Source organism: Vibrio sp. QJM3NY_35 (assembly GCF_057785915.1).
In genome coordinates, this window is the sequence record NZ_CM173508.1 from 1,218,167 (window position 1) to 1,240,905 (window position 22,739).

General features: G+C 44.6%; 22 protein-coding genes. 13 read left to right on the plus strand and 9 right to left on the minus strand.

Annotated features, from left to right (window positions below):
• Position 1 precedes the first annotated feature (1 nt).
• From AC3CH3_RS20795 to dbpA, 8 genes are all read left to right on the plus strand, one after another.
• A complete protein-coding gene (locus AC3CH3_RS20795; RefSeq protein ID WP_488538299.1) occupies positions 2-2,161 on the plus strand; it encodes a type I secretion system permease/ATPase in 2,160 nt (719 codons plus the stop codon).
• On the plus strand, positions 2,154-3,479 hold the full coding sequence (locus tag AC3CH3_RS20800) for an HlyD family type I secretion periplasmic adaptor subunit (RefSeq protein ID WP_488538300.1): 1,326 nt from the start codon (positions 2,154-2,156) through the stop codon (positions 3,477-3,479). Before AC3CH3_RS20795 ends, AC3CH3_RS20800 begins: the two co-directional genes overlap by 8 nt.
• A 34-nt stretch (positions 3,480-3,513) precedes the next feature.
• Entirely contained in the window at positions 3,514-4,827 is a 1,314-nt protein-coding gene (locus AC3CH3_RS20805) for a TolC family outer membrane protein (RefSeq protein ID WP_019825064.1), read from the plus strand.
• Positions 4,827-5,465 carry an OmpA family protein gene (locus AC3CH3_RS20810; RefSeq protein ID WP_488538301.1) on the plus strand — a complete coding sequence of 213 codons (639 nt, stop codon included), beginning with the start codon at positions 4,827-4,829 and terminating at the stop codon, positions 5,463-5,465. The genes AC3CH3_RS20805 and AC3CH3_RS20810 overlap by 1 nt, the downstream gene beginning before the upstream one ends.
• A complete protein-coding gene (locus AC3CH3_RS20815; protein WP_019825068.1) occupies positions 5,465-6,409 on the plus strand; it encodes a PstS family phosphate ABC transporter substrate-binding protein in 945 nt (314 codons plus the stop codon). The genes AC3CH3_RS20810 and AC3CH3_RS20815 overlap by 1 nt, the downstream gene beginning before the upstream one ends.
• Positions 6,410-6,619: 210 nt before the next feature.
• Complete coding sequence (locus AC3CH3_RS20820; protein WP_052878714.1) at positions 6,620-7,207, plus strand: hypothetical protein; 588 nt, start codon at positions 6,620-6,622, stop codon at positions 7,205-7,207.
• 217 nt (positions 7,208-7,424) lie between these two features.
• On the plus strand, positions 7,425-8,333 hold the full coding sequence (locus tag AC3CH3_RS20825) for an aldo/keto reductase (protein ID WP_488538302.1): 909 nt from the start codon (positions 7,425-7,427) through the stop codon (positions 8,331-8,333).
• Between the two features lie 148 nt (positions 8,334-8,481).
• Positions 8,482-9,861, plus strand: a complete 1,380-nt coding sequence (dbpA, locus tag AC3CH3_RS20830) for an ATP-dependent RNA helicase DbpA (RefSeq protein ID WP_017064348.1) — start codon at positions 8,482-8,484, stop codon at positions 9,859-9,861.
• A gap of 141 nt (positions 9,862-10,002) precedes the next feature.
• Here the strand turns inward: dbpA and AC3CH3_RS20835 are convergent, their stop codons facing one another.
• Positions 10,003-10,176, minus strand: a complete 174-nt coding sequence (locus tag AC3CH3_RS20835) for a hypothetical protein (RefSeq protein WP_029405638.1) — start codon at positions 10,174-10,176, stop codon at positions 10,003-10,005.
• 304 nt (positions 10,177-10,480) lie between these two features.
• On the opposite strand from AC3CH3_RS20835, the gene AC3CH3_RS20840 reads away from it, so the two are divergent.
• Positions 10,481-11,317 carry a DUF6279 family lipoprotein gene (locus AC3CH3_RS20840; RefSeq protein WP_488538303.1) on the plus strand — a complete coding sequence of 279 codons (837 nt, stop codon included), beginning with the start codon at positions 10,481-10,483 and terminating at the stop codon, positions 11,315-11,317.
• A gap of 72 nt (positions 11,318-11,389) precedes the next feature.
• Here AC3CH3_RS20840 and AC3CH3_RS20845 read toward each other — a convergent pair whose 3' ends face one another.
• The 4 genes from AC3CH3_RS20845 to AC3CH3_RS20860 form a co-directional block, all read right to left on the minus strand.
• Positions 11,390-12,013 carry a 3'-5' exonuclease gene (locus AC3CH3_RS20845; RefSeq protein WP_488538304.1) on the minus strand — a complete coding sequence of 208 codons (624 nt, stop codon included), beginning with the start codon at positions 12,011-12,013 and terminating at the stop codon, positions 11,390-11,392.
• 70 nt (positions 12,014-12,083) lie between these two features.
• Positions 12,084-12,485 carry a PPC domain-containing DNA-binding protein gene (locus AC3CH3_RS20850; RefSeq protein WP_333912255.1) on the minus strand — a complete coding sequence of 134 codons (402 nt, stop codon included), beginning with the start codon at positions 12,483-12,485 and terminating at the stop codon, positions 12,084-12,086.
• Positions 12,486-12,618: 133 nt separating this feature from the next.
• Positions 12,619-13,815, minus strand: a complete 1,197-nt coding sequence (locus tag AC3CH3_RS20855) for a DEAD/DEAH box helicase (RefSeq protein ID WP_017064352.1) — start codon at positions 13,813-13,815, stop codon at positions 12,619-12,621.
• A 196-nt stretch (positions 13,816-14,011) separates the two neighbouring features.
• Positions 14,012-15,643 carry an NAD(P)/FAD-dependent oxidoreductase gene (locus AC3CH3_RS20860; protein ID WP_488538305.1) on the minus strand — a complete coding sequence of 544 codons (1,632 nt, stop codon included), beginning with the start codon at positions 15,641-15,643 and terminating at the stop codon, positions 14,012-14,014.
• A 257-nt stretch (positions 15,644-15,900) separates the two neighbouring features.
• Here AC3CH3_RS20860 and fdxA point away from each other — a divergent pair, with 257 nt between their 5' ends.
• On the plus strand, positions 15,901-16,224 hold the full coding sequence (fdxA, locus tag AC3CH3_RS20865) for a ferredoxin FdxA (protein WP_004731764.1): 324 nt from the start codon (positions 15,901-15,903) through the stop codon (positions 16,222-16,224).
• Positions 16,225-16,495: 271 nt separating this feature from the next.
• On the opposite strand, the gene AC3CH3_RS20870 is transcribed toward fdxA, so the two are convergent.
• The 3 genes from AC3CH3_RS20870 to AC3CH3_RS20880 form a co-directional block, all read right to left on the minus strand.
• Positions 16,496-17,230, minus strand: coding sequence for an RNA methyltransferase (locus AC3CH3_RS20870; RefSeq protein WP_017092892.1), 735 nt, complete (start codon positions 17,228-17,230; stop codon positions 16,496-16,498).
• Positions 17,231-17,405: 175 nt separating this feature from the next.
• Positions 17,406-18,458: an aldo/keto reductase gene (locus AC3CH3_RS20875; protein ID WP_032545660.1), complete on the minus strand. Its 1,053-nt coding sequence runs from the start codon at positions 18,456-18,458 to the stop codon at positions 17,406-17,408.
• A gap of 373 nt (positions 18,459-18,831) precedes the next feature.
• The gene (locus AC3CH3_RS20880; RefSeq protein ID WP_017068404.1) at positions 18,832-18,978 is read right to left on the minus strand and encodes a hypothetical protein; all 147 of its coding nucleotides are present in this window, start codon (positions 18,976-18,978) and stop codon (positions 18,832-18,834) included.
• A 346-nt stretch (positions 18,979-19,324) separates the two neighbouring features.
• On the opposite strand from AC3CH3_RS20880, the gene pepT reads away from it, so the two are divergent.
• From pepT to AC3CH3_RS20895, 3 genes are all read left to right on the plus strand, one after another.
• The gene (pepT, locus tag AC3CH3_RS20885) at positions 19,325-20,557 is read left to right on the plus strand and encodes a peptidase T (RefSeq protein WP_019825091.1); all 1,233 of its coding nucleotides are present in this window, start codon (positions 19,325-19,327) and stop codon (positions 20,555-20,557) included.
• A gap of 76 nt (positions 20,558-20,633) precedes the next feature.
• Complete coding sequence (locus tag AC3CH3_RS20890) at positions 20,634-21,101, plus strand: DM13 domain-containing protein (RefSeq protein ID WP_488538306.1); 468 nt, start codon at positions 20,634-20,636, stop codon at positions 21,099-21,101.
• A 135-nt stretch (positions 21,102-21,236) separates the two neighbouring features.
• A complete protein-coding gene (locus tag AC3CH3_RS20895; protein ID WP_048606011.1) occupies positions 21,237-22,079 on the plus strand; it encodes a mechanosensitive ion channel family protein in 843 nt (280 codons plus the stop codon).
• Positions 22,080-22,194: 115 nt separating this feature from the next.
• Here AC3CH3_RS20895 and AC3CH3_RS20900 read toward each other — a convergent pair whose 3' ends face one another.
• Positions 22,195-22,638 carry a dCMP deaminase family protein gene (locus AC3CH3_RS20900; RefSeq protein ID WP_004737813.1) on the minus strand — a complete coding sequence of 148 codons (444 nt, stop codon included), beginning with the start codon at positions 22,636-22,638 and terminating at the stop codon, positions 22,195-22,197.
• Between the last annotated feature and the right edge of the window lie 101 nt (positions 22,639-22,739).

The window sequence follows — 22,739 nt, forward strand, 5'->3', positions numbered from 1 at the left end:
ATTGGTAGAACAAAAAGACAGCTGGCTAGGTTGTGTTGAATGGTTATGTGAGCATTTTAATGTTCGCAGCCATCCTTCCAAAATAGTGTCTGGCCTACCTTTAAATGAAGGAAGGCTCAATGAATCCCTTTTCCCAAGAGCGATTGAGAAATCGGGGTTAACTTTGAGCCACGTTAAAAAAGAATTACTGACTCAATGTCAGTTCCCCGTTGTTGCTGTTAATTCCGCGACAGGGACTCCCGTTGTCGTCACTCAAGGCTCCGGTGGCGACTTTCAAGTATTGGATTGTGAAAACAACTCAAGCCAAGAAACATCGTTAAAAGACTTGGTTGCTCAAGTGGAATCGTATGTGTGGCAAGTGGGTGCTCAAGCGCTTGATGATGCGCGTGTTCAATCCCATGAACGTAGCGAGAATAAGTCCAACACCCGTTGGTTATGGCGTGTCGTCAAAGAAGTGAGACCTTGGTATCGAGACCTGTTTATCGCTTCATTCTTGATCAACTTGCTCGCGCTAGTCGTGCCTCTTTTTACCATGAATGTGTACGATCGTGTGGTGCCAAACCAAGCGTTTAACACGCTTTGGGTGTTGGCGGCAGGCGTTGGTATTGTCGTTATTTTTGATTGGGTGTTGAGAAGCTCACGAAGCTCTGTGACCGACATGGCTGGGCGCTATATTGATAACAAGTTGTCTTCTCAACTGTTCTCGAAAGTCCTGGGTATGAAGCTCGAAAATCGACCTCAATCGGTAGGCGCGTTTGCCAGACAGCTTCAAGATTTCGATAGCGTAAAAGATTTCTTCACTTCTATCTCGTTAGTCACTTTAGTCGACCTGCCATTCACTTTGTTATTCCTACTGCTTATCGGCTGGCTCGGTGGCGCAATGATGTTCATTCCTGTTGCAATTATGTTTGTTTTGATTGTGCTGAGCATCGCGATGAAAGGCAAGGTCGAGAAAACATTCGATGAAACCGCACGCCTCTCGACACAAAGACAAGCACAGCTGTTTGATTGCTTAACAACTCTTCCGGATATCAAGCAAAACAATGCTGAAGGTATTACCCAGAAGCGTTGGGAACAGACTATTTCATCGCTCTCTCAATGGCAGACTCAATCTCGCCACTACTCTAATATCGTGACACATTCCATTCAGTCGAGTCAGCAGATCGTCACCATTACTCTCATCATCTTCGGCGTGTATCAGATCTCTGAAGGCTTGCTGAGTATGGGTGGTTTGATAGCTGTGGTGATGTTGAGTGGACGTGCTGCAAGCTCGGTGAACCAACTTTCTCTTCTATTGCTGAGGTTTCAACAAACACGCTCAGCCGTTGAAGGCCTAAATCAGATCATGGACTTACCGCAAGAAGAGTCCAAGCATCAAGTGATTGATAAGGGTGACTTTGACGGCGGGGTTAGGCTGGATGAAGTTACGTTTACTTATCCAGAGACTCAAAGCCCAGCGCTAAAGGAAATCTCTTTTGAAATAAAACCGGGTGAGCGAGTTGGCCTTGTTGGTGCGGCAGGCGCAGGAAAAACCACACTTTTATCGATTGTTGCACGCCAGTATTTGCCAACAACAGGACAAGCTTTCTATCAAGAGATTGATGGGCAGTTATGGCCAACCAGTGTCTTGCGCAGTGGTATGGGTTGGGTGGGGCAAACCACCAATCTTATCTTTGGCAGTGTTTACGACAACGTCACACTGGGTGCGACCAACGTTGATGAAGAAAAGCTAAGACTAGCGCTGCAACAGTCTGGCCTTAACGGTTACATGGGGCGCTTAAACAATGGCTTAGAAACGCCTGTCGGTGAAGGTGGTAGATTGCTTTCAGGAGGACAACGACAAGCTGTTGCTATCGCCAGGGCGCTTTATCGCTGTCCAAAATTACTGATCATGGATGAGCCAACCAGCGCACTTGATAATCAAGCCGAGATACAGTTCTTCAATGCGTTGCAAAGTATGCCAAGAGAAACCTCGATGCTGATCAGCTCGCACAAATCTTCCTTCTTGATGATGTGTGATCGTGTGGTTGTATTAGATAAAGGTCAGATCGTGGCAGAGGGTGAGCCAAAAGACATTCTCTCTCTACAGAAGAAAAGTGCACCCAAAGGGGCGAGTCGGTTTAAGACGGTTTCAGTGGTGAAGGGAGGCCGTCATGAGTAATGATATTCAATGGACCAACAACCACTTGGCATTTCGTTCTCGCAAGCTGATCTGGCTAAGTGCGTTATTGATTGTGTCTATCATCGGTTGGGCGTCATGGGCAACATTGGAAGAAGTCGTGATCGGCGAGGGCAAAGTCGTTCCTAGCCTTTCTGTACAAACCATTCAGAGCTTAGAAGGTGGTCTAGTTCAAGAGATCATGGTGCGACAAGGTCAATCTGTAGTGAAGGGGCAACCTCTAGCTAAGTTAGAAGACACACGTTTTAAGGCGGCGTTTCTAGAGTCGGCTCAACAAGCGGATACGTTACTGGCTCAGCAATTAAGATTAAAGGCTGAGCTGTCGACGGTCGTTTTAAATAACGATGCGAAAGAGTGGTATGAGCGAGTGGTCTTGGTGCCTCAAGATATTGCGGTTGATGTATCAAGCCACCCTGCGTTAATGAATGCCAAGGCGAACTACCGAGAGCGTTTAGGACAGTTGAAGTCTGAACTGGAAGAGGCGGCACTTCGTATCGAGCAACAAGACCAAGCTCGTGTCGATACGCTCAATAATATCCAGACTCTCGAAAGCAGCCTCGAAATTGTGATTCGCGAGCGCAACATGTTGAAAGACGTGGTAGCGAGCGGTGCTGTTGCGGAAGTTGAGCTACTTAAACTAAACCGTGATGTAGTCAAACTCAAAGGTGATATTGCTAGCTCAAAAGTAGCAGCGCAGAAGCAGATAGCTGCCTACTCAGAGTCGATAGCGGATCATCGAAGCATTGCCTTAGATTTTCGTACCAAAGTGCAAGGTCAGTTGAATGAAGTGGCGAGCAAGATAGCGCAGCTGAACGAAAGCCAACAGGCGATTGCCGACCAACTCAAGCGTACCGAAATCGTTGCGCCCGTTGATGGCACAGTCAAAGAGATCTTTGTGCGTACCATTGGTGGTGTAGTTCGTCCCGGCGAGCCGATCATTGAGATCATCCCATCAAACAGTGACCTGATTGTTGAAGCGAGAATCTCTCCGCAAGATATCGCGTTTGTTCATAATGGGCTGGGTGCGACAGTTAAATTCACGGCCTATGATTTCGTCATTTATGGCGGACTTAAAGGCGAGGTGATTTACGTGAGTGCCGACGCCTTACAAACGGAAGACGGAAACGCCTATTATCGTGCCCATATTCAGTTAAACGAAGACCAGCAACAAAACTCTGCCTTTAGCATTATTCCAGGGATGCAAGTCGCGGTTGATATATTGACCGGAGAGAAAACAGTATTGAGTTATTGGTTAAAACCTATTTTACGAGCTAAGGAAAACTCACTTCGCGAACGATGAAGTGGGTTAAAGCATAAATATAAAAGGAAGTGTAATGCATTCAAAATTCTTACTCTCTTCTTGCTTGCTAATGAGTGGGCTGTCTCAAGCAGCTTCATTAGAAGAGTCCGTGGCCTTTGCCATCGACTATAGCCCAGAGATATTGGCGCAATACTCCCGATACCAATCGGTGGTCAGAGACGGAGACGCGGCGAGTGGTTTGTATATGCCGCAAGTGAACTTGTACGCGGCAGCAGGTTATGAAGAAACGCGCTACAACAGTGGTAGCAAACTTGATACCGATGATCGAGGCTTAACGAGAACGGAAATTGGCTTTAAAGTATCCCAGTTACTATTTGATGGTTTTAAAACCACGTCGAATGTCGATCGACTGACGTTCGAAGCGGAAGCTGAGCGTCTAACTCTGATTTCGCGAGCTGAAAACGTATCGTTAGATGTGGTGAGAAATTACCTCGATATCCTCAAAGCAGAGACGCTACTTGAATTGTCTAAGCGGAACGTAAAAGAGCACCAAGAGATCTACCAAGATATCCAAGATAAAAAGAGCAAAGGCTTGAGTAGTAACTCGGATCTGGCTCAGATCTCCGCCCGTGTCGCGACCGCGCAGTCTTCACTTATCGCCGCTCAGAACAACCTGTTTGATTTGCAAACTCAGTATCTACGCTTGGTTGGCAAACCTGCGGTGAACTTGGTTTATCCACGTTTTGATTACGCCTTGTTACCAAGTTCAGCTCAGGTCGCACTTGAACAAGCTGTCGAGAATCACCCGGAAATCAAAGCCTCTTTACTCGATATCGATGCGGCTCGTAAAGAGATGCGCCGCGAGAAAGGGGATTACTACCCAGAGCTAAAGCTCGAGCTTCATGCCAACAAGAATGACAACGTATCTAACCCTCCAGGCGGTGTCGATGAAGACGCTCGACTGATGTTGACGATGGATTATGACCTGTTTAATGGCTTCTCTACCGACTCTAGGGTTGAATCGTCAGCTTGGCGAGTGGAAGAGGCAAGGGCGATCCGATTACGAACAGAGCGTGAGGTTCGAGAGGGTACACAATTGGCTTGGAACGCTTACAAAATGCTTGAGCAGCAAAAATCCTTACTTCAACAGAACGTTGATGCAGCGAAAATTGCAGAGCTTGGCTATATCCAGCAATTCAATGTTGGCAGACGAAGCCTTCTTGATGTACTTGATGCAAAAGTTGAAGTGTTCTTGGCTCGAAGAAACTTCATCAGCACTGAATATGATCAAACGTTAGCGGCTTATCGAGTGTTAAATGCGATGGGTATGTTGACGTATGCGTTGAGGATTGAACATCCAGAAGAGTGGCAAGGGGAAAATAAGTAATGAGATATTTTAAACTAGCGCTACTTAGTTCTGTCTTGCTAATGGGTTGTGCAGAAACACCCGACACGACAATGACTCGCCATCAAATTGATGATCTAGCGGATGATGACCGTGACGGAGTGATTAACCAGCGCGATCTTTGTGCTGATACGCCAGAAGGTGTGACGGTAGACATTAAAGGCTGCGCCAATTGGAAAATTGTCGAAGACGTTGAAGTATTAAGTGTGGCATTTGATTTTGATAAGTATGACCTTAAACCTGATCATACCGCTGTATTAAATGAGTTGGTGCGTTTACTAGGAGAGCAGCCTGATGCTTCGGTTACCTTGGTCGGTGATACCAGTGCTGAAGGTACAAACGCGTATAACAAGGCATTAGCGAAGAAAAGAACTGGCGTGATTCGAGATGCATTGATCGACAGAGGCATCGATGGTGAGCGAATCTTCGAACAAGAGTTTACTCAGATAACCAGCTTAACTCAGCATCTTCACAAGCGTAAGCGCAGAACGATTGCAGTATTAAAAACGGAAAGCATGGAAGTGAATCCATCTTGGAACATCTTCACTTCAGAAATGCAGCTCGATAGTAATAGCGATGTTGAGTCTAAAACGTCGATTGATCCAGTAGGAGGCCAGTAATGAAATGTCTATCTAATAAATCGGGCTTGCTGCTTGCTTCTGTACCTGCGTTGTTCTCTGTATCGACGTTTGCAAATGACGCCACTGACATAGGTTTGGTCGCGATTGAGCCGAATATGCAGGGGCTTGTTGAAGACCTGCTTAAGAGCCAAGAGATCGACTTAGAAATCTTGTTGAGTGACAGCGTCCCAGAGCAGATGATCATGCAACGCTCGCGTGTTGGTATCACTTCCAAAAAGTGGACTGACAAAGAGATGGCAAGGTTTGATATGCGTTACGGTTATAGGCCAACAGAGTTGATGTTCACTGCCGATGTCATAGCGATTCTAGCCAATGAAAATAACCCAGCAACATCAATCACTGTCGCCGAATTAATTGATGTGTTTGGTTGTTCTAACGATCCTAAACATCCAAAATGGTCAGCAAGTAGTGATATTCGTAACGGTGAAAGCCTAGATACTCATATGTTGCCCTTTGCCATTGATCACAACCTGAAAGGCCATACTACCTTTTCAAGTTGGGTCGAATGTGGAACAGAAGGAGAATATGCCCATACTCAGTTCTTAGCGGATTTACCTGATCTGATTAATAAGATTGAAGACGAAGATGCCGCCATTGGGTACACCGTCTACTCAGACCAAATCTCAGACGTGAAATGGTTGAGCGTGGTTGATAACCTAGGTGTGAACTACGATCTAAACAAAGAAACGATCCTCTCTGGTCGTTACCCGTTAGCAACGGTTTATTACATGTACTTGAATATTCCAGCGCATCGCAAAGGCTTTACGGAACAAGAGAAGTTCTTTGTTGGGCTTACCTTGTCACAAGATCATCAAGGCGTTTTGAACCAATACGGCTTCATCAGCTTGCCGCCAGAAGCTATTCAACGTAACAAAGTGAGATTGTCGCTTGAAGAGCCTGCTATTGAAGGTGGCTACAAGTAATGGGTATGCCATGTTGTAACTTTTGTGGGAGAGTGATATTCTCTCTTTCGTAATGGTTCTCAACGTGACGGATTACGTTATTCGGTGATGAAATTATCTAGCGGGCATGTATGCCCGTTTTTTTTAGCCTAAAATTTGCGACTCGAGCAGTTGTTTGTCGATTGGTCACGTATAATGGACACTTCATATAGCGCTAAATAAGCCCAGTCGATGAAAATCTTTCAAGTTCTAATCTTGCCTCTAATGCTGTCCCTCAATGCTATTTCATTTTCAGCGCAAGCAACCGAAAGCTGGTGGCTAAGAACAGTATTTAACAGCAGCCCAAGTCTGCCGAATTCTCAAAACTATATTAATGATATCGAGTTGATGGATTGTGGTGAGATCGAAGGTACTCTGTTGTGCAGTGACTTAACCCAATATTACGACCTGGATGTGTATGTTGAACTGGAGTTGGGGGACTCAAGTGTCGAAACGGTTCGCTTAAACCTGCCATATTCGGACCTAAGTTACACAAAGCTTCAGGCATACCTTCGCCAAGATGGCTTTGCTCTCAGTTCAATTCGTATTGGTGAAGATGAATTCGATGTTACTGCTCAACTCGAACAAGCTCGAAATGAAGGTGTTGGTTTCGATAAGGTGGATAAACAGCTGGTCGAATTTATCAACGCGCCACACGGTTCATCAGAGCAAATGAGTGTATGGAATGTTCCTAACTTGTCTTCTCCTGGATCTTCCTCTCTTTGGATTAAGTTACATAGTGATGGTGACAACTTAACGGTTGAACTTAATCGCTTTTAATTGCTCAAATTTATAGATAGTTTCGTTATTTATTAGGCTAAACAAGCCTTTCAGGAGAACGGCTCGCGGGCAGACGGCAAGTTATAATTCATTTAAGTGTTCGTTTTTCTGCGGCTCTCACATTTTTAGTAAGCGTTTGCGTTTGCCATTTTTTATACGTTGAGCCTTCGGTAAAACGAGCTTAGGATACGTTCAGTATTGATAAAGGAGACAACCCATGGTTGCAAAAGTAACGATAGCGCCACAAGGCCCAGAACTTTCTGAGCTGGTGCAAGGATACTGGCGTACAGCAGAGTGGGGCATGACCCCGCAACAACGTCTGACTTTCCTGAAGCAACATATTGATCTTGGCATCACAACTGTCGATCACGCGGATATTTACGGTAACTACCAATGTGAAAAGTTGTTTGGTGAGGCGTTAGCGCTTGAACCAAGCCTTCGTGATGATATTCAAATCGTCACCAAGTGCGATATCAACCTATGTGGTGACCACACTCCTGATCGTAAGATCAATCACTATGACACCAGCGCTCAGCATATTTACCAATCAGTAAATAACTCGCTAGAGCGTTTAGGTGTTAACGATATCGACGTATTGTTGATTCACCGCCCAGACGTATTGATGGATGCAGATGAAGTAGCAGAAGCGTTCGCAGAGCTACACAAAGTAGGTAAAGTTAAGCACTTCGGTGTTTCTAACTTTTCACCGCGTCAGTTCGAACTGCTTCAATCTCGCCTTGGTAAGCCATTAGTGACCAACCAAGTTGAAATCAACCCATTGAACTTCGAAGTGGCTCATGATGGCACGCTAGATCAACTGCAGATGAACCGCATTCGCCCGATGGCGTGGTCTTGTCTCGGTGGTGGTAGCATCTTTAGTGGCGATTCAGCGCAAGCGGTTCGCGTTCGTGATGAGCTAGAAGCGATTCGTCAAGAAGTGGGTGCAGACAGCATTGACCAAGTGATTTATGCTTGGGTTTGTCGTTTACCGTCTAATCCAATTGCGATTATTGGTTCAGGTAAGATTGAGCGTGTGAAGACTGCGGTTGATGCACTAAAAATCGAGCTGACGCGCGAACAGTGGTATCGAGTATGGGTTGCATCTAAAGGTCACGGTGTGCCATAGAAAGCAATTCGTATAGAAGTCAAAGCCAGCTAAGTAAGCTGGCTTTTTTGTGTTCGCCTACCATGTTTCTCCAAAACTGTGATTAAGGTGGAATAATTTTCAAAAACACTCATAATGCACTCTGTTTTTCACCAGTTGGATATTTCCATTGAGCACTTCAAAATTCTCTTCAATCGCCCTTAAACCAGAGCTTCTAAACACGTTAGATTCTCTTGGTTATACTGAAATGACGCCGATCCAAGCGTTAAGTCTTCCTACTATCCTAAATGGCAAGGACGTTATCGGTCAGGGTAAAACGGGTTCAGGTAAAACAGCTGCTTTCGGTTTAGGCGTGCTGCAGAACCTACGCGTTAAGCGTTTCCGTGTTCAGTCTTTAGTGTTATGTCCGACTCGTGAGCTTGCAGACCAAGTAGCAAAAGAGATTCGTACTCTTGCTCGTGGTATTCACAACATTAAAGTGCTGACACTATGTGGCGGTATGCCAATGGGCCCACAGATTGGTTCACTAGAGCATGGCGCACACATTCTTGTGGGCACACCTGGTCGTATCCTTGACCACCTAGAGAAAGGCCGTATTGATCTGTCTGAGCTGAACACACTTGTGTTAGATGAAGCTGATCGCATGCTAGAAATGGGCTTCCAAGACGCTTTGGATGCTGTGATTGAAGCGGCGCCAAAAGAACGCCAAACTCTGCTATTCAGTGCGACTTTCCCTAAACAGATCAAATCTGTTGCAGACCGCATCATGCGCAATCCAGAAATGGTGAAGGTTGAATCAACACACGATCACTCAAGCATCCAACAACACTTCTACAAGTTAGAAGGTTCTGAAGCTCGTGATGATGCTCTAGAGTTGCTGTTACTTCATCACCAACCGGAATCTGCGGTTGTGTTCTGTAACACTAAGAAAGAAGTGCAGAACGTAAACGATGAGCTAAGCCATCGCGGTTTCAGTGTTATCGAACTTCATGGTGACATGGAACAGCGTGAACGTGACCAAGCTTTGGTTCAGTTCTCAAACAAAACCATCTCGATTCTAGTGGCGACAGACGTTGCGGCTCGCGGTCTTGATGTTGATAACCTAGATGCTGTGTTCAACTTTGAATTGTCTCGCGACCCTGAAGTTCACGTTCACCGCATTGGTCGTACTGGCCGTGCAGGAAGCAAAGGCGTAGCGATCAGCTTCTTTAGCGAAAAAGAGATGTACCGTGTTGCTCAAATCGATGAGTACATGGACATGCCAATCGAGCCATCTGAACTGCCAGCAAAACCAATTGCTAAGCCGTACTACTCAAACATGGTTACCATCCAAATTGATGGCGGTAAGAAAGCTAAGCTTCGTGCTGGTGATATTCTTGGCGCACTGACGGGCCAAGGCGGCATTGATGGTAAATCAGTAGGTAAGATCAATCTGTTCGCAATGCGTGCTTACGTAGCAGTAGAAAGATCTGTGGCTAAGAAAGCACTGAACAAAATCGAATCAGGTAAAATGAAGGGGCGTCAATTCCGCGCCCGAATCCTGAAGTAATTCGAGACTGAACCCCTTTGCTGCGATATGTCATAATTAATGACATTGTTAATTAATGGCATTGCAGTAAAGGGTGTTCCACAAAATGCCACTCAAGTTTCTTCTCTTAGGTTTATCGACCTAGTTCTCTATACCAAAGCATTATTCATCGGGTCTTATCGAATAAAGATCGTTGATATGTTTTCCTTCGCTAAGATACCAAGTCATCGCTTCCTGTCGATTGTGAACGAATATCGTGATTGTGGTTATTGATCCATCGTCAAAATAACAAAGCTTATATTCTAAATCGCTTGTATGATCAGGAATAGCGGCCATAGCTTCCCTCCCAAATATCAATCATTTGAAAATACGTTACCCTAACTCTTTTAAAGGGTCGTATTACGTCAAATGAGTAATAAAAATCAAGTTACATCACTGCTGTTAATTATTTTTAGTTTAATCATTTGCCTAAATAGCTAGATTAGCAAGTCTGGCTCTCAATTTATCTCAAAGTTTTTACGACCACTGTTTATTAAGGCTACTTTTATATGAGCTAGAATTAGCGTTATAAGAACTGGGCTAACCTTAAAGTGATGAGTTAATCGGTTTGTGGCTTTGTTGAATGTCGTGAGAGGGTAGAATGAGAAAGTGTCGATGGTTAGTCTTATTAGTCTGTTTTTTATTCGCTGGTTGCGGGACTAAACTTGCCTACAACAATATAAGCTGGTTTGCGGTTAGCTATATTGAAGACTTTGTTTCTCTATCCAACAGTCAAGAATCAGAGCTCGAAGAGCGCCTCGACTTATTACAGCAATGGCACAAAGAAACTCAGCTACCTCTGTATATCTCGCAATTAGAAGCGATTCAGAACGTAGATCGGTCGGATATGAATCCCGCTTTTATTGTGGGTCAAAGTGAAGAAACTAAAGAGCATATTCGCTCAATCGTTAATAAGTTCGCTCCAGATATTTACGCCTTGAGTATGCAGCTTAGCCCTGAGCAAGACAGAGGATTTTTAAAAAACTTTCGTGAAAAGCAGCAAGACTATTATGAAGAAAGGTTGTCGTTGAACGATGAAGATTCGAGAGAGCGATACAGAACTAGAATAGAAGAGCGGGCAGAGCGGTGGTTAGGTTCGGTGTCTAAAGAACAAAAACAGATTATTCTGGCTTGGTCTCAAGAGTGGGTAAACACCAATAACAGCTGGCGACAATATCAAAACAACACCTATCAAGAGCTAACGACGCTGATGGCAAAGAAGAGCGACCTGCATATTGCTCAGCCGATTATCATGAAATTGCTTTTAAACAATGAAGCTTATTATCCTGATGAACTTGAGTCACAACTCAACCAAAATATGGAAACATCAGCCAAGTTTTTAGTAGATATCGCCGCGACCAGCAGTAACAAGCAGTGGGCGTATTTTATGAATGAATTAGAAAGCCTCAAAGGAATGTTAAAGTCATTGCAAGAGTAGAGCGTCCCTTTTAAAGGCTAGCGGTTATTGTCGAGCTAGCCTTTCATCCCACTTTAAGGTGAACTTCGGAACCTACCCCCTGTTGCTCATCAGTAGTTTTGGAATCGAACCTTTGGCTGTCTTCGATATTTTCTGCATCAATTGGAAGCTCGGCTGTTGAATACCGTGGTCACTCTGCAGCTCATCGATCATTAATAACCACAACCTTGCTGTCATTTCTGAATCGGCTAATGCTCTGTGGAAAGTGCCGTCGTTATCTATTTGCTTGAATCGAACTAGGTCGCCCAACTTATGGGTCGGAGCGTCTTGGATTAGCCGACGAGCAATCAACATTGAGCATGCAAACTGTCCATTGTAATCACGCCCAATATTGTCTAATTCTGCGTCGAGAAAGCGTTTATCAAACGAGGCATTATGAGCCACAAGCTGACAGTCTTGAATAAAGCCTGCAAACTCATCCATCACTTCACTGCAACTGGCCGCGGTACTTAGCATTCGGTTAGTAATGCCGGTGTAGCTTTCAATGAAGCCACTCACACGAAACCCTGGGTTCATGAGTTGTTGGAAGGTGTCGACGACTTCGCCGTTAACGAGTTTTACCGCACCGATCTCAATCGCTCGATCGCCCATATTGGGTGATAAGCCTGTGGTTTCGAAATCGAGAACGATAACGGAATCTGCGGAGTTTGAAGCCATCGTGTTTCCTAATTGCTGTTTGGGAGTATCGCTTTATATGGGGCGTTTGGTGTTGCTATGGGTAAATCAGTTATTTGCTAGTGCCGATAACAAGCTCAGTGTACCCCGTTGAATCGTCATGCTCTCTGTTGAAGGTCAAAGCATCGTAGCGGTGAACGATCAGTTCAGCCGTGGTTGCGATAATCGTCCCTTCAAGCAAATGCCCACCAATCACATTGCCATTTTCATCAGCAACGGATATATGAACATGCTGGTGGTTTGGGGTTAGCGTTGCCATCACCGAGACTATTTCGAACGGAGCTTGGACGAGCTTGGTGTTGTTCGCATTAGCTAGACGAATATTGAGCTGAGAGACACAACCGACACAAGACGCGATAGAGCCTGCCGAGATGTTGTGTGTGGTCACTAACCTTTGGATCTCAAGCTTTAGGTCTTGCCCGCGGGTTAATCTCGTTGCGATAGGAGTGATCATCTTATTGCCTCAGCGTTATATGTATTTCAAAGAACAAAACGAAGCCACATAGGGCTTCGTTTTATTTTCATTTTGGCTAACGCGACTTTTCTTTTGGTTAATGCAACTTTGCATTTTCTGTCGCTGAAATTACTTAGTCTTGTTGCTGTTCTCTTTTCTTCTTAGGAACGAAGTTCAATACTGAGATTGGCACTTCTTTGCGTGGTTCGAAACCTTCAACAACGCGACGTTCAATCAAGTGACCCAGACGCTTTTCAATAATGCACAGGTTTTTGAAGTTATCTTTCGATAGGAAAGATATCGCTTCGCCAGACGCATCAGCACGGCCGGTACGACCAATACGGTGAACATAATCATCTGCTGGGAAAGGCATGTCGTAGTTCACTACGCGGCTTAGGTTGTCGATATCGATACCACGAGCAGCAACACCCGTCGCGACTAAGTATTTTAGGCGACCTTTCTTGAAGTCAGCCAAGATTTTTTCACGAATCGCTTGGCTGCGTCCACTGTGGAAAGCTTCCGCTTGAATACCACGTTTCTCAAGTTGAGCAACCAGCTTAGCCGCGCCGTGCTTGGTTTCGATAAAGATAAGCGCTTGATCCCAGTTACCTTCGGTAATCATGTGGCTCAATAGTGCTGACTTACGGTCTTTATCTACCGTTACCAACCATTGCTCAATGTTCGCTTTAGACGCATCAGTCTTGGCAATCGAAATCTCTTCCGCTTCACTGATTGCACTTTTCGCTAGCGCACGCACTGGCGTTGAAAGCGTTGCCGAGAACAGTAGGTTTTGGATGTCTTGTGGTAGACGTGCGATGATCTTGTTGATGTCTTCAATGAAACCCATGTCTAGCATGCGGTCAGCTTCATCAAGAACCAGTACTTCCACTTCATCAAAGTGAACAGCACGTTGACCATACATGTCGATCAAACGACCTGGTGTTGCCACAAGAATGTCGACACCTTCAATCAAGCGGTCTTTCTGGTGTTGGTAAGATACGCCACCGTACATCGCTAGTGATGTTAGGTTTAGGAACTTAGCGTACTTAGTGATGTTCTGTTCAACCTGAACCGCTAGCTCACGCGTTGGCGTCAGGATAACTGCGCGGATACGTTTTTTACGCTGCGTTTCACCTTTGCTTAGCATTTCTAAGATAGGGAGAACAAAGCTCGCAGTTTTACCTGTACCTGTTTGTGCTGCCGCAATAAGGTTCTTACCAGAAAGTACAATCGGAATTGCTTTTTCTTGAATAGAGGTTGGCTTTTCATAGCCTTGTTTTGCAACGGCTTTAACAATAGGTGAGCTTAATCCAAGCTTGGAAAATGGCATAAGTTTCTCGGTATGATTTGGCTAAATAGCGATGGAAAGGTTTAACAATCTTATACAAGGATAAGATTAATGGCGGCATTCTACCATGTTGCTTGTATACCGCTAGTCACATGCACATAAAAAAATCCAGTGTCGACAAGACACTGGATTTTTAGTTTTGGTTGTTCGCTATCTAGCTTTACTTTATCGAAAGCGCTTAAGCGATCTCAATCTTCTCAGCTTGGTTCTGCTCTACCATTGATAGTGCTAGCGCTTCTGCGGCCTTAATGCCGTCGATACCAGCAGACAGGATACCGCCTGCGTAGCCTGCGCCTTCACCTGCAGGGAAGAAGCCCTTAAGGTTGATGCTTTGGTAGTCTTTACCACGCTTGATGCATACAGGAGAAGACGTACGAGTCTCAACACCTGTTAGTAGGCCGTCTGGCGTAGAGAAGCCTTTGATCTTCTTCTCGAACGCTGGGATTGCTTCACGAATCGCTTCGATAGCAAAATCAGGCAGCGCTTTTGAAATGTCTGTTAGGTGGATACCCGGTGTGAAAGACGGTTGTACTTCACCGATTGCACTTGGATCGCGACCTTTCAGGAAGTCACCGATTTTCTGTGCGGGTGCATCGTAGTTTTCGCCACCAAGAACATAAGCGCCGCTTTCTAGTTCACGCTGTAAACGGATACCCGCTAGTGCATCGCCTGGGTAATCGCGTTCTGGGTCGATACCAACAACGATGGCGCTGTTTGCGTTACGTTCTGCACGAGAATATTGGCTCATGCCGTTTGTTACTACGCGGCCTTCTTCAGACGTCGCAGCAACCACAGTGCCACCTGGGCACATACAGAAGCTGTATACAGTGCGGCCATTCTTACAGTGGTGAACCAGCTTGTAGTCCGCCGCACCTAGAATTGGGTTACCTGCGTTCTTGCCGAAACGAGCTTCATCAATCATTGATTGCTTGTGTTCTATACGGAAACCCACAGAGAAAGGTTTCGCTTCCATGTAAACACCACGGTCATGCAGCATTTCAAATGTATCACGAGCACTGTGACCAACAGCCAGTACAACGTGACGAGATTTGATCTCTTCACCGTTAGAAAGTGTTAGACCAGTGATTTGGCCATCTTCCATGTGAAGGTCATCTACACGAGTGCTGAAGCGGATTTCGCCACCTAGTTCGATGATAGAAGCACGCATTTTTTCGATCATGGTAACCAGTTTGAAGGTACCGATGTGCGGCTTACTTACGTATAGGATCTCTTCTGGTGCACCAGCTGCAACGAACTCTTCGATTACTTTACGGCCGTAGTGTTTTGGATCTTTTACTTGGCTGTATAGCTTACCGTCAGAGAATGTACCAGCGCCACCTTCACCAAACTGTACGTTTGATTCCGTGTTCAAAGTGCGCTTACGCCAGAAACCAAAAGTATCTTTAGTACGTTCACGAACTTCTTTACCACGCTCAACGATGATTGGGTTGAAACCCATTTGAGCAAGCACTAGACCAGCGAATAGACCACAAGGGCCAAAGCCGATAACAACAGGGCGCTCAGTTTGATTCTCAACAGCTTTAGCGACAAACTTGTACTCCATGTCAGGAGTTACTTTTACGTGTGGGTCGCTGATAAAGGCTTCTAGTAGCTCAGCTTCGTTTTCAACGAGAACGTCAAGCGTGTAGATAAGCAGGATCTTTGATTTCTTACGAGCATCGTAGCCACGTTTAAAGATATTAAAAGAGATAACCTGATCTGAGTTGATGCCAAGCTTCGCTTCAATCGCTTCTTGAATGGCAGACTCTTCGTGGTCTAGTGGAAGTTTAATTTCGGTTAAACGTATCATTTCGATGTCTCGTTCTTATAGGTGTCTTAGCTAGACCGCTTCTAGTGAATGCAGAGTTTGGTGTAACACTGATGTTGGGAAGAAGCGATAAGCTCACAATGGCGCGCATTTTACGAGAATTTGATTTATCTGTCATACTAATTTGGAAACATGAAGCAAATAGACACGATATTAGAGTCGTATGATGTTGAATTTTGCCTTGGGATGAGTATTATCCTCCATTCTTCAATTTTGACTAACTTATAGAGCAGAGCATCATGGCATTTGTCGTAGGCGATAACTGTATTCAATGTAAATACACAGACTGTGTGGCGGTATGCCCCGCAGATGCGTTCCATGAAGGCCCGAATTTCATGGTAATCAACCCAATCGAATGCATTGATTGTGGTTTATGTGTACCTGAATGTGATGCTCAAGCGATCTTCCAAGAAGATGAACTGCCAGAAGATCAAAAGATCTTTATTGAAGTGAATGCCGAGCTTGCCGAGATTTGGCCGGTACAAACGGAAGTAAAAGCACCGATGGATGAAGCTGAAAAGTGGAATGGTGTGTCTGATAAGTTGGCAATGCTAGAAAAGTAATTCTGCTACTTGAAATAAACTTTCCCAAAAAAAGATCCCCAACTCAGTCGTCCCTCCTTCTTGAGGATGACGGCTGATGATTCAGTTAATTATTGACCTACTTGCCACGTTATATTTCAAAATCTACTTGATGCTTTGTGCCGTGAGAGCTGGAGGTTGGTTTTGTCTCTATCTTTAAGTTACGTCATTCCCTACAGCGAGGGACGAGCAAGATAGGGAATCTTGCTCTTCATATCCGCGAGTTCTATTTAGTAGTTTACTCTTGAATCGATTAACTATGCTGACGACGCATATTGTCGAGAATAATACCTGTCGCCATTGCTACATTCAGAGACTCTGCGCCACCGAATGCTGGAATCGTAATCTTATCAGTTACGTATTTAGCCGCATGTTCACGAATGCCGTGAGACTCGCTGCCCATTAGCAAAATGCCATTGGCAGTAAATTCTGTCTTATGAACACTTTCGCCTTCTAAGAACGCGCCGTAAACCGGTAGGTTCGCTTGTTCTAAATAAGCCGGTAAGTCTGTTTGACTTACGTGTACTCGGCCAAAGCTACCCATAGTTGCACTGATGGTCTTAGGGTTGTATGGGTCTGCACAATCGCTGCTCGCAACGATATGCTTAATGCCATACCAGTCTGCTACACGAATAATCGTACCTAGATTGCCCGGGTCTGAAACACCATCCAGTGCAATCATCAACCCAGTTGCTTTTGGTAGTTCAAATGTTGGGATCTCAACAACAGCAATCGCTGCATTGTTGCTGACCAAAGTACTTGCTTTGGTTAGGTCATCCAGTGAAGCTTCAACACAATCAAACTCAAACAGTGACGCGTGATTTTCAGATAAGAAATCAGCAGTAGCAAAGACGTTCTTCACGACTAAGTCACTATTGAATAGCTCAAGAACGTTCTTTTCACCTTGAACTAGAAACAAGCCGTGGGCTTTACGTTGTTTCTTTTGGCCCAAAGCACGAAGGAGTTTTAATTGGTTTTTTGAAATCATGTTTTTATCCTAGATATAAGCCCGCGCATTATAGAGCAAAGGTTAGCGAACCAAAAGCGTGATGACTCAATGCGATCTACATAAAAAGCAAAAGCAACTCACTTAAAAAAGAAAAGCGCACTAAATAGCGCGCTCTTATGGGATTTACTCACCTAAGTTAAGCTGAACTGACAGCCTAATACGGAGCAGGATAGCGTTTAAATACTGTGTTGATATCAGTCAGGATCTCTTCTGATAGCGGTTTACTAAAAGCGGCTACGTTCTCTTTTAATTGCTCCATGGTCGTTGCACCGATGATGGTGGACGTCACCCCATCAACTTGATTACACCAAGCCAATGCCAGTTGGCTTGGAGTGAACCCGTGAGCATTAGCCACTTCAACATAGCCTTTAACCGCTTCGTTGGCAGATTCAGTGTCACGGAAGATGCCTTTACGTTGCATGTAAGTCCAACGGCTGCCTTCCGGTCTTGCGCCATCGATGTACTTTCCACTCAACATGCCTGCAGCTAAAGGCGACCATGGCAGGTAAGCGACATCTTCATGCACACAGTTTTCAATCAAGTATGGCCAGTCTTTTGCGTGCAGTAGGCTAAATTCATTCTGGATCGAAACCATACGTGGCAAATCGTGTTTTTCACTCAGCTTGAGGTATGTGTTAATGCCCCAAGTAGAATCATCTGAAAGCCCGACATGGCGAATTTTACCTGCCTTAATGCAGCTTGCCAGTGCTTGTAGGATTTCCAACATCTCAGCTTCATGTTGTTTTCGGTCAATATCACTGAATCGAATGTGATTCGGGAAATGCTTACCAAAGTGAGGCGTTGTGCGATTTGGCCAATGAAGTTGGTAAAGGTCGATATAGTCTGTTTGTAGGCGTTTTAATGACGCATCAACCGCGGCGATCACGGCTTCACCCGTTATCGGGCCACCATCTCGAACCCAAGGAAGCCCAGGCCCGGCAATTTTGCTCGCAATGATCAACTCTTGTCGACGCTGTGGGTTACGCGATAACCAGTTACCAATGATCGCTTCTGTTTTTCCGTAGGTATCTGGAGAAGGTGGAACCGCGTACATCTCTGCAGTATCGATAAAGTTAATACCTTGGCTTAATGCGTATTCGATCTGTTGGTCGGCTTGCTGTTGCGTATTTTGTAGCCCCCAAGTCATGCTACCAAGGCAGATACGGGAAACGGGAATTTGACTACTTCCTAGTTTTGAATATTCCATTGAATTCGGGGTTCCTGTGGTTAGGTTCTCTGGTACTCGCATTATAGTTTTGAAAAGAGGGCGAGTGAGGAATGAAAACGAATATGAATTATTAGCACAAAATGACACGACAAGGTATGGCATCGGGGAGTTTAGTGAGTCATTTCTCAGCGTCGTAAGCTAGCGTGTGCAATGCGTGAAATTACATTCGCAAGAAATTATGAGCCAAATGGTGATTGAGAAGTAAAGAGCAAGAAGTAATGAGTGAAGGTTTAATGATCAACTTTTTGTTGGGGCGGGGGAGAGGATAACAGATCAAGAATAAAAAAAGCTCTACAGGATAGAGCGTAGAGCTTTTTTATAGGGGTCTTAATAGTGCTAGGTATTCATTGAGTTACGAGGTCGCGTTTGTGTCTAATCCACCCTGGATCTGCGCCTGTCTTAGAGCTTCCTGCCTTTGAACTTCTTTCTCAGTTAGTACTGGTTGAAGCGTTTCCTCAGAGGCTTGAGGAGAGAAAATGAAATATTTATTAATCGTCATAACTGTGTCTCCGTGTAACGTATGACAGATTCTGCATCAAGGATAAATTGTGATCATCATCCACTTTGTACTTTTGTTAGGCTGAGAGCGGAGGGCGTAGAATGCGTACAAAGCGATCTCTTATCATCCGTATGCAATGTTGAACTGACGAAACCCTCTGTTTTCAAGTATAGGAAGCGTATCTAATTTCGCACAATAATGATTTAGAGCAATTACATACATGGTCAGGGGCGTAAGATGAAAAACCTCGCTACTGACTCTGTGTTTGTATTTATTTAACGATGCATCGTATATCGAAAAAATATAAGTCAGTAAATCAATTACTTAATCCATGGTGAGATGAATTATGGAAAAGCTTGTAGAACGTTTTCTTAATTACGTTACTTTTGATACCAAATCCGATCCTTCTAATCAGCAATGCCCAAGTTCACCGGGTCAAATTACCTTTGCTGAAGCCTTAAAGTTAGAATTGGTGGCATTAGACTTAGTTGATGTGTCTTTAGACGACAATGGATACTTGATGGCGAAACTGCCGTCGAATGTCGATTATCCAGTACCTGCGATTGGCTTTGTGGCGCACATGGATACAGCTCCTGACGCCTCAGGCGCCAACGTGAAACCACAAGTGATTAAAGATTACCGAGGTGGAACGATTGAATTAGGGGAAAGTGGCGAGAGTTTGAACCCAAGCCAATACCCAGATCTTGATTCTTTACATGGTCACGACCTTATTACGACTGACGGCACAACTTTGCTTGGTGCCGACAACAAAGCAGGTATCGCTGAAATCATCAGCGCGATTGCTTACCTGAAAGCGAATCCAGATATCAAACACGGCGACATCTGCATTGGTTTCACGCCGGATGAAGAGATTGGTCGCGGTGCGAACCTGTTTGACGTTGAAAAATTTGGCGCCGAGTGGGCGTACACCATCGACGGTGGCCCAGTAGGGGAGTTGGAATTTGAGAATTTCAATGCCACGAGCGCCGATGTTATCTGTCATGGCGTGAACGTTCACCCGGGCACCGCAAAAGGTAAAATGGTGAACTCGATGAACATTGCAGCGCAATTCCAATTGATGATGCCAGCACAAGAAACCCCCGAGTGCACAGAAGGTTATGAAGGCTTCTACCACCTGAAATCGGCGGAAATGGGTGTGGCTCGCTCTGAACTGGGATACATCATCCGTGATTTTGAACGTGAGGGTGTAGAAGCGCGTAAGGTATTCATGCAGCAGAAAGTGGACGAGCTGAATGAGCGCCTTGAGAAAGGCCATGTTGAGCTGGTGCTAACTGATAGCTACTTCAATATGAAAGAGATGGTTGAACCGCATCAACATATTATTGAATTGGCGAAGCAAGCGATGATTGAGTGCGATGTTGAGCCAATGATCAAGCCTATCCGAGGTGGTACAGACGGTGCTCGTTTATCTTTCATGGGGCTACCATGTCCGAATATCTTTACTGGTGGCTACAACTTCCACGGTATTCATGAGTTCATTACCATTCAAGGCATGGAGCAAGCGGTAAAAGTGATTGTCGAATTGTCTCAACGTACAGCGACTTATTACCAAAAATAGAACATCAGAGCGTTATATCTCTTTGTATTTTTGAGAGTATTCAATAATACTCTCTTTAAGCATAAGGGAGTACGCGATGAAAAAGTTAGTTTTACTTTGCACCCACTTAGCCGTGGGTGCTTTTGGTTTTGGGCTGGGTGTTTACGCATTACCTATCTTGATTGAGCCTGATTCTCCTTCCTCAAGTTCTGTTGAAGCGATCAGTGAGCAGGCTATCTACACGGGCGAGTTCACTAAAGATCGACAAGACAGTGACTTCTTGCACTGGGGAGAAGGCATCGTCTCAGTATCTGAAAGTGCGATCGCTTTTGAAGGTGAATTGGCGCCGGGGCCTGATTACAAGGTCTATCTCTCACCTAAGTTCCTTGAAACCGAGCAAGCTTTCAATGACAGCAAGAATGAGTTGCTGAGAGTCGGAGATGTAAAAACATTCGACCGTTTTATGGTTGAGCTTCCCGAAGGTGCTGATCTTAATCGGTTTAATACGGTTGTGATTTGGTGTGAAACTTTTGGTCAATTTATTACTTCTGCCAAGATAAAATGATAGCCTTAGCTTGGCTAATACCAGAATGAAATGGAGCGCTCAACAATTGAGCGCTTTTTCATAGTGAAGTCTCCGCTAATCGTGAAAATGCTAATTGTTGTAAAGCTCGTCGTTATAAAGCTAAAGGAATAAGTAATGGAAAAGTTGTGGCAAGTAATTGATTTTCTACTCGCTCATAAGTTTATTTTTAGTGCGTTGATTATCACTATTATATTAATCATTCGCCGAATCACCTTATCTCAAATAAGAGGTGATGTTGCTTTCCTTAGCGAAGACCAACGTAACTGGATGTCACGAACCAAAAACGGCACATTCGCGATTATTGTTGTAACGTTATTTGTGTTGTGGAAATCCGAAATCAGCGAGTTTGCGCTGTCAGTAACGGCCATTGCTGTTGCTATAGTCGTCGCATCTAAAGAGATTATTTTGTGTTTCACCGGTTCTATTCAACGTGCGAGTTCTCGTTCATTTAGAATCGGCGACTGGATCGAAGTGGGTAAAATCAGCGGTGAGGTGATTGAGCACAATTTGATGGCGACTGTGATTCAAGAAATCGATTTGTATCATGGGCAATATCACTTCACTGGCAAGACAGCCACGCTGCCTAATAGCATGTTCTTCACTTACCCGGTTAAGAACCTCAACTTCATGAAGCGTTATGTTTATCATAACTTTTTTGTGACGGTAAAAGACTTTGTAAACCTATACCCTATGGTGCCGGGTCTTATTGTGAAAATTGAAGAGCACTGTGAAGAGTTTATCGATGTTGCCCGCCGTTACAACGGTGTGATCGAAAAGCACGCTGGCGTTGACCTTCCGGGTTCTGAGCCTCACATCCATATCACAAGCAGTTCGACAGGTGAGCAAGAAGTGCACTTTATGATTTTCTGTCCGACCGAAAAAGCGATTCATTTAGAGCAAGATATTCGTAAAGACTTTATGGAAGCGTACGCGGAAGCATTTCCAACGAGCGCTTAGTTTGCTCATCAGTTTACAGTGACCAAGCTATAGCGTCCAAACTATAAGTCCAAACATAAGAAAGCCGAGAGCGATACTATCGACTCTCGGCTTTTTGTTCTTGCTATCTATTAGTTTAGTCTAGATCAGCGAGTGGTAACCAATCCACTTGTACACCAGCTTGCTCAAACATATCTTGGCTAACTTTAATCTTGTCGCCCCAGCGAGAAAGGAAATCTTCACTTTGCTCTGGGCAATGTACTGCTGAAATACCTGTTTGGATGATTTTTGCTGCACAGTTTGGACAAGGGAAATGCGTCACCCAGATCTCACAACTGTCCAAATCACGCTTGGCGAATAAGATCGCATTTTCTTCAGCGTGAAGTGTCTTGAGGTACTTCATCTCTCTGTCATCAGTATCCGCACTATCAGACACGCCATGTGGGTAGCCATTAAAACCAACGGAAACAATACGGTTGTGCTTAGTGATTACGGCGCCGACTTGAGTTGAAGGATCTTTACTCCAAGAACCGACCAATTCCGCCATTTGATAGAAACGTTTAGCCCATTTTGAAATCATGAAAATTCCTTAACAATTAAATGTGAATGCTTATCTGCCTGACAATACATTATGTTAGACAATATCCATAGAGAACAAAAGCTGAGAGATTGATTTACTTA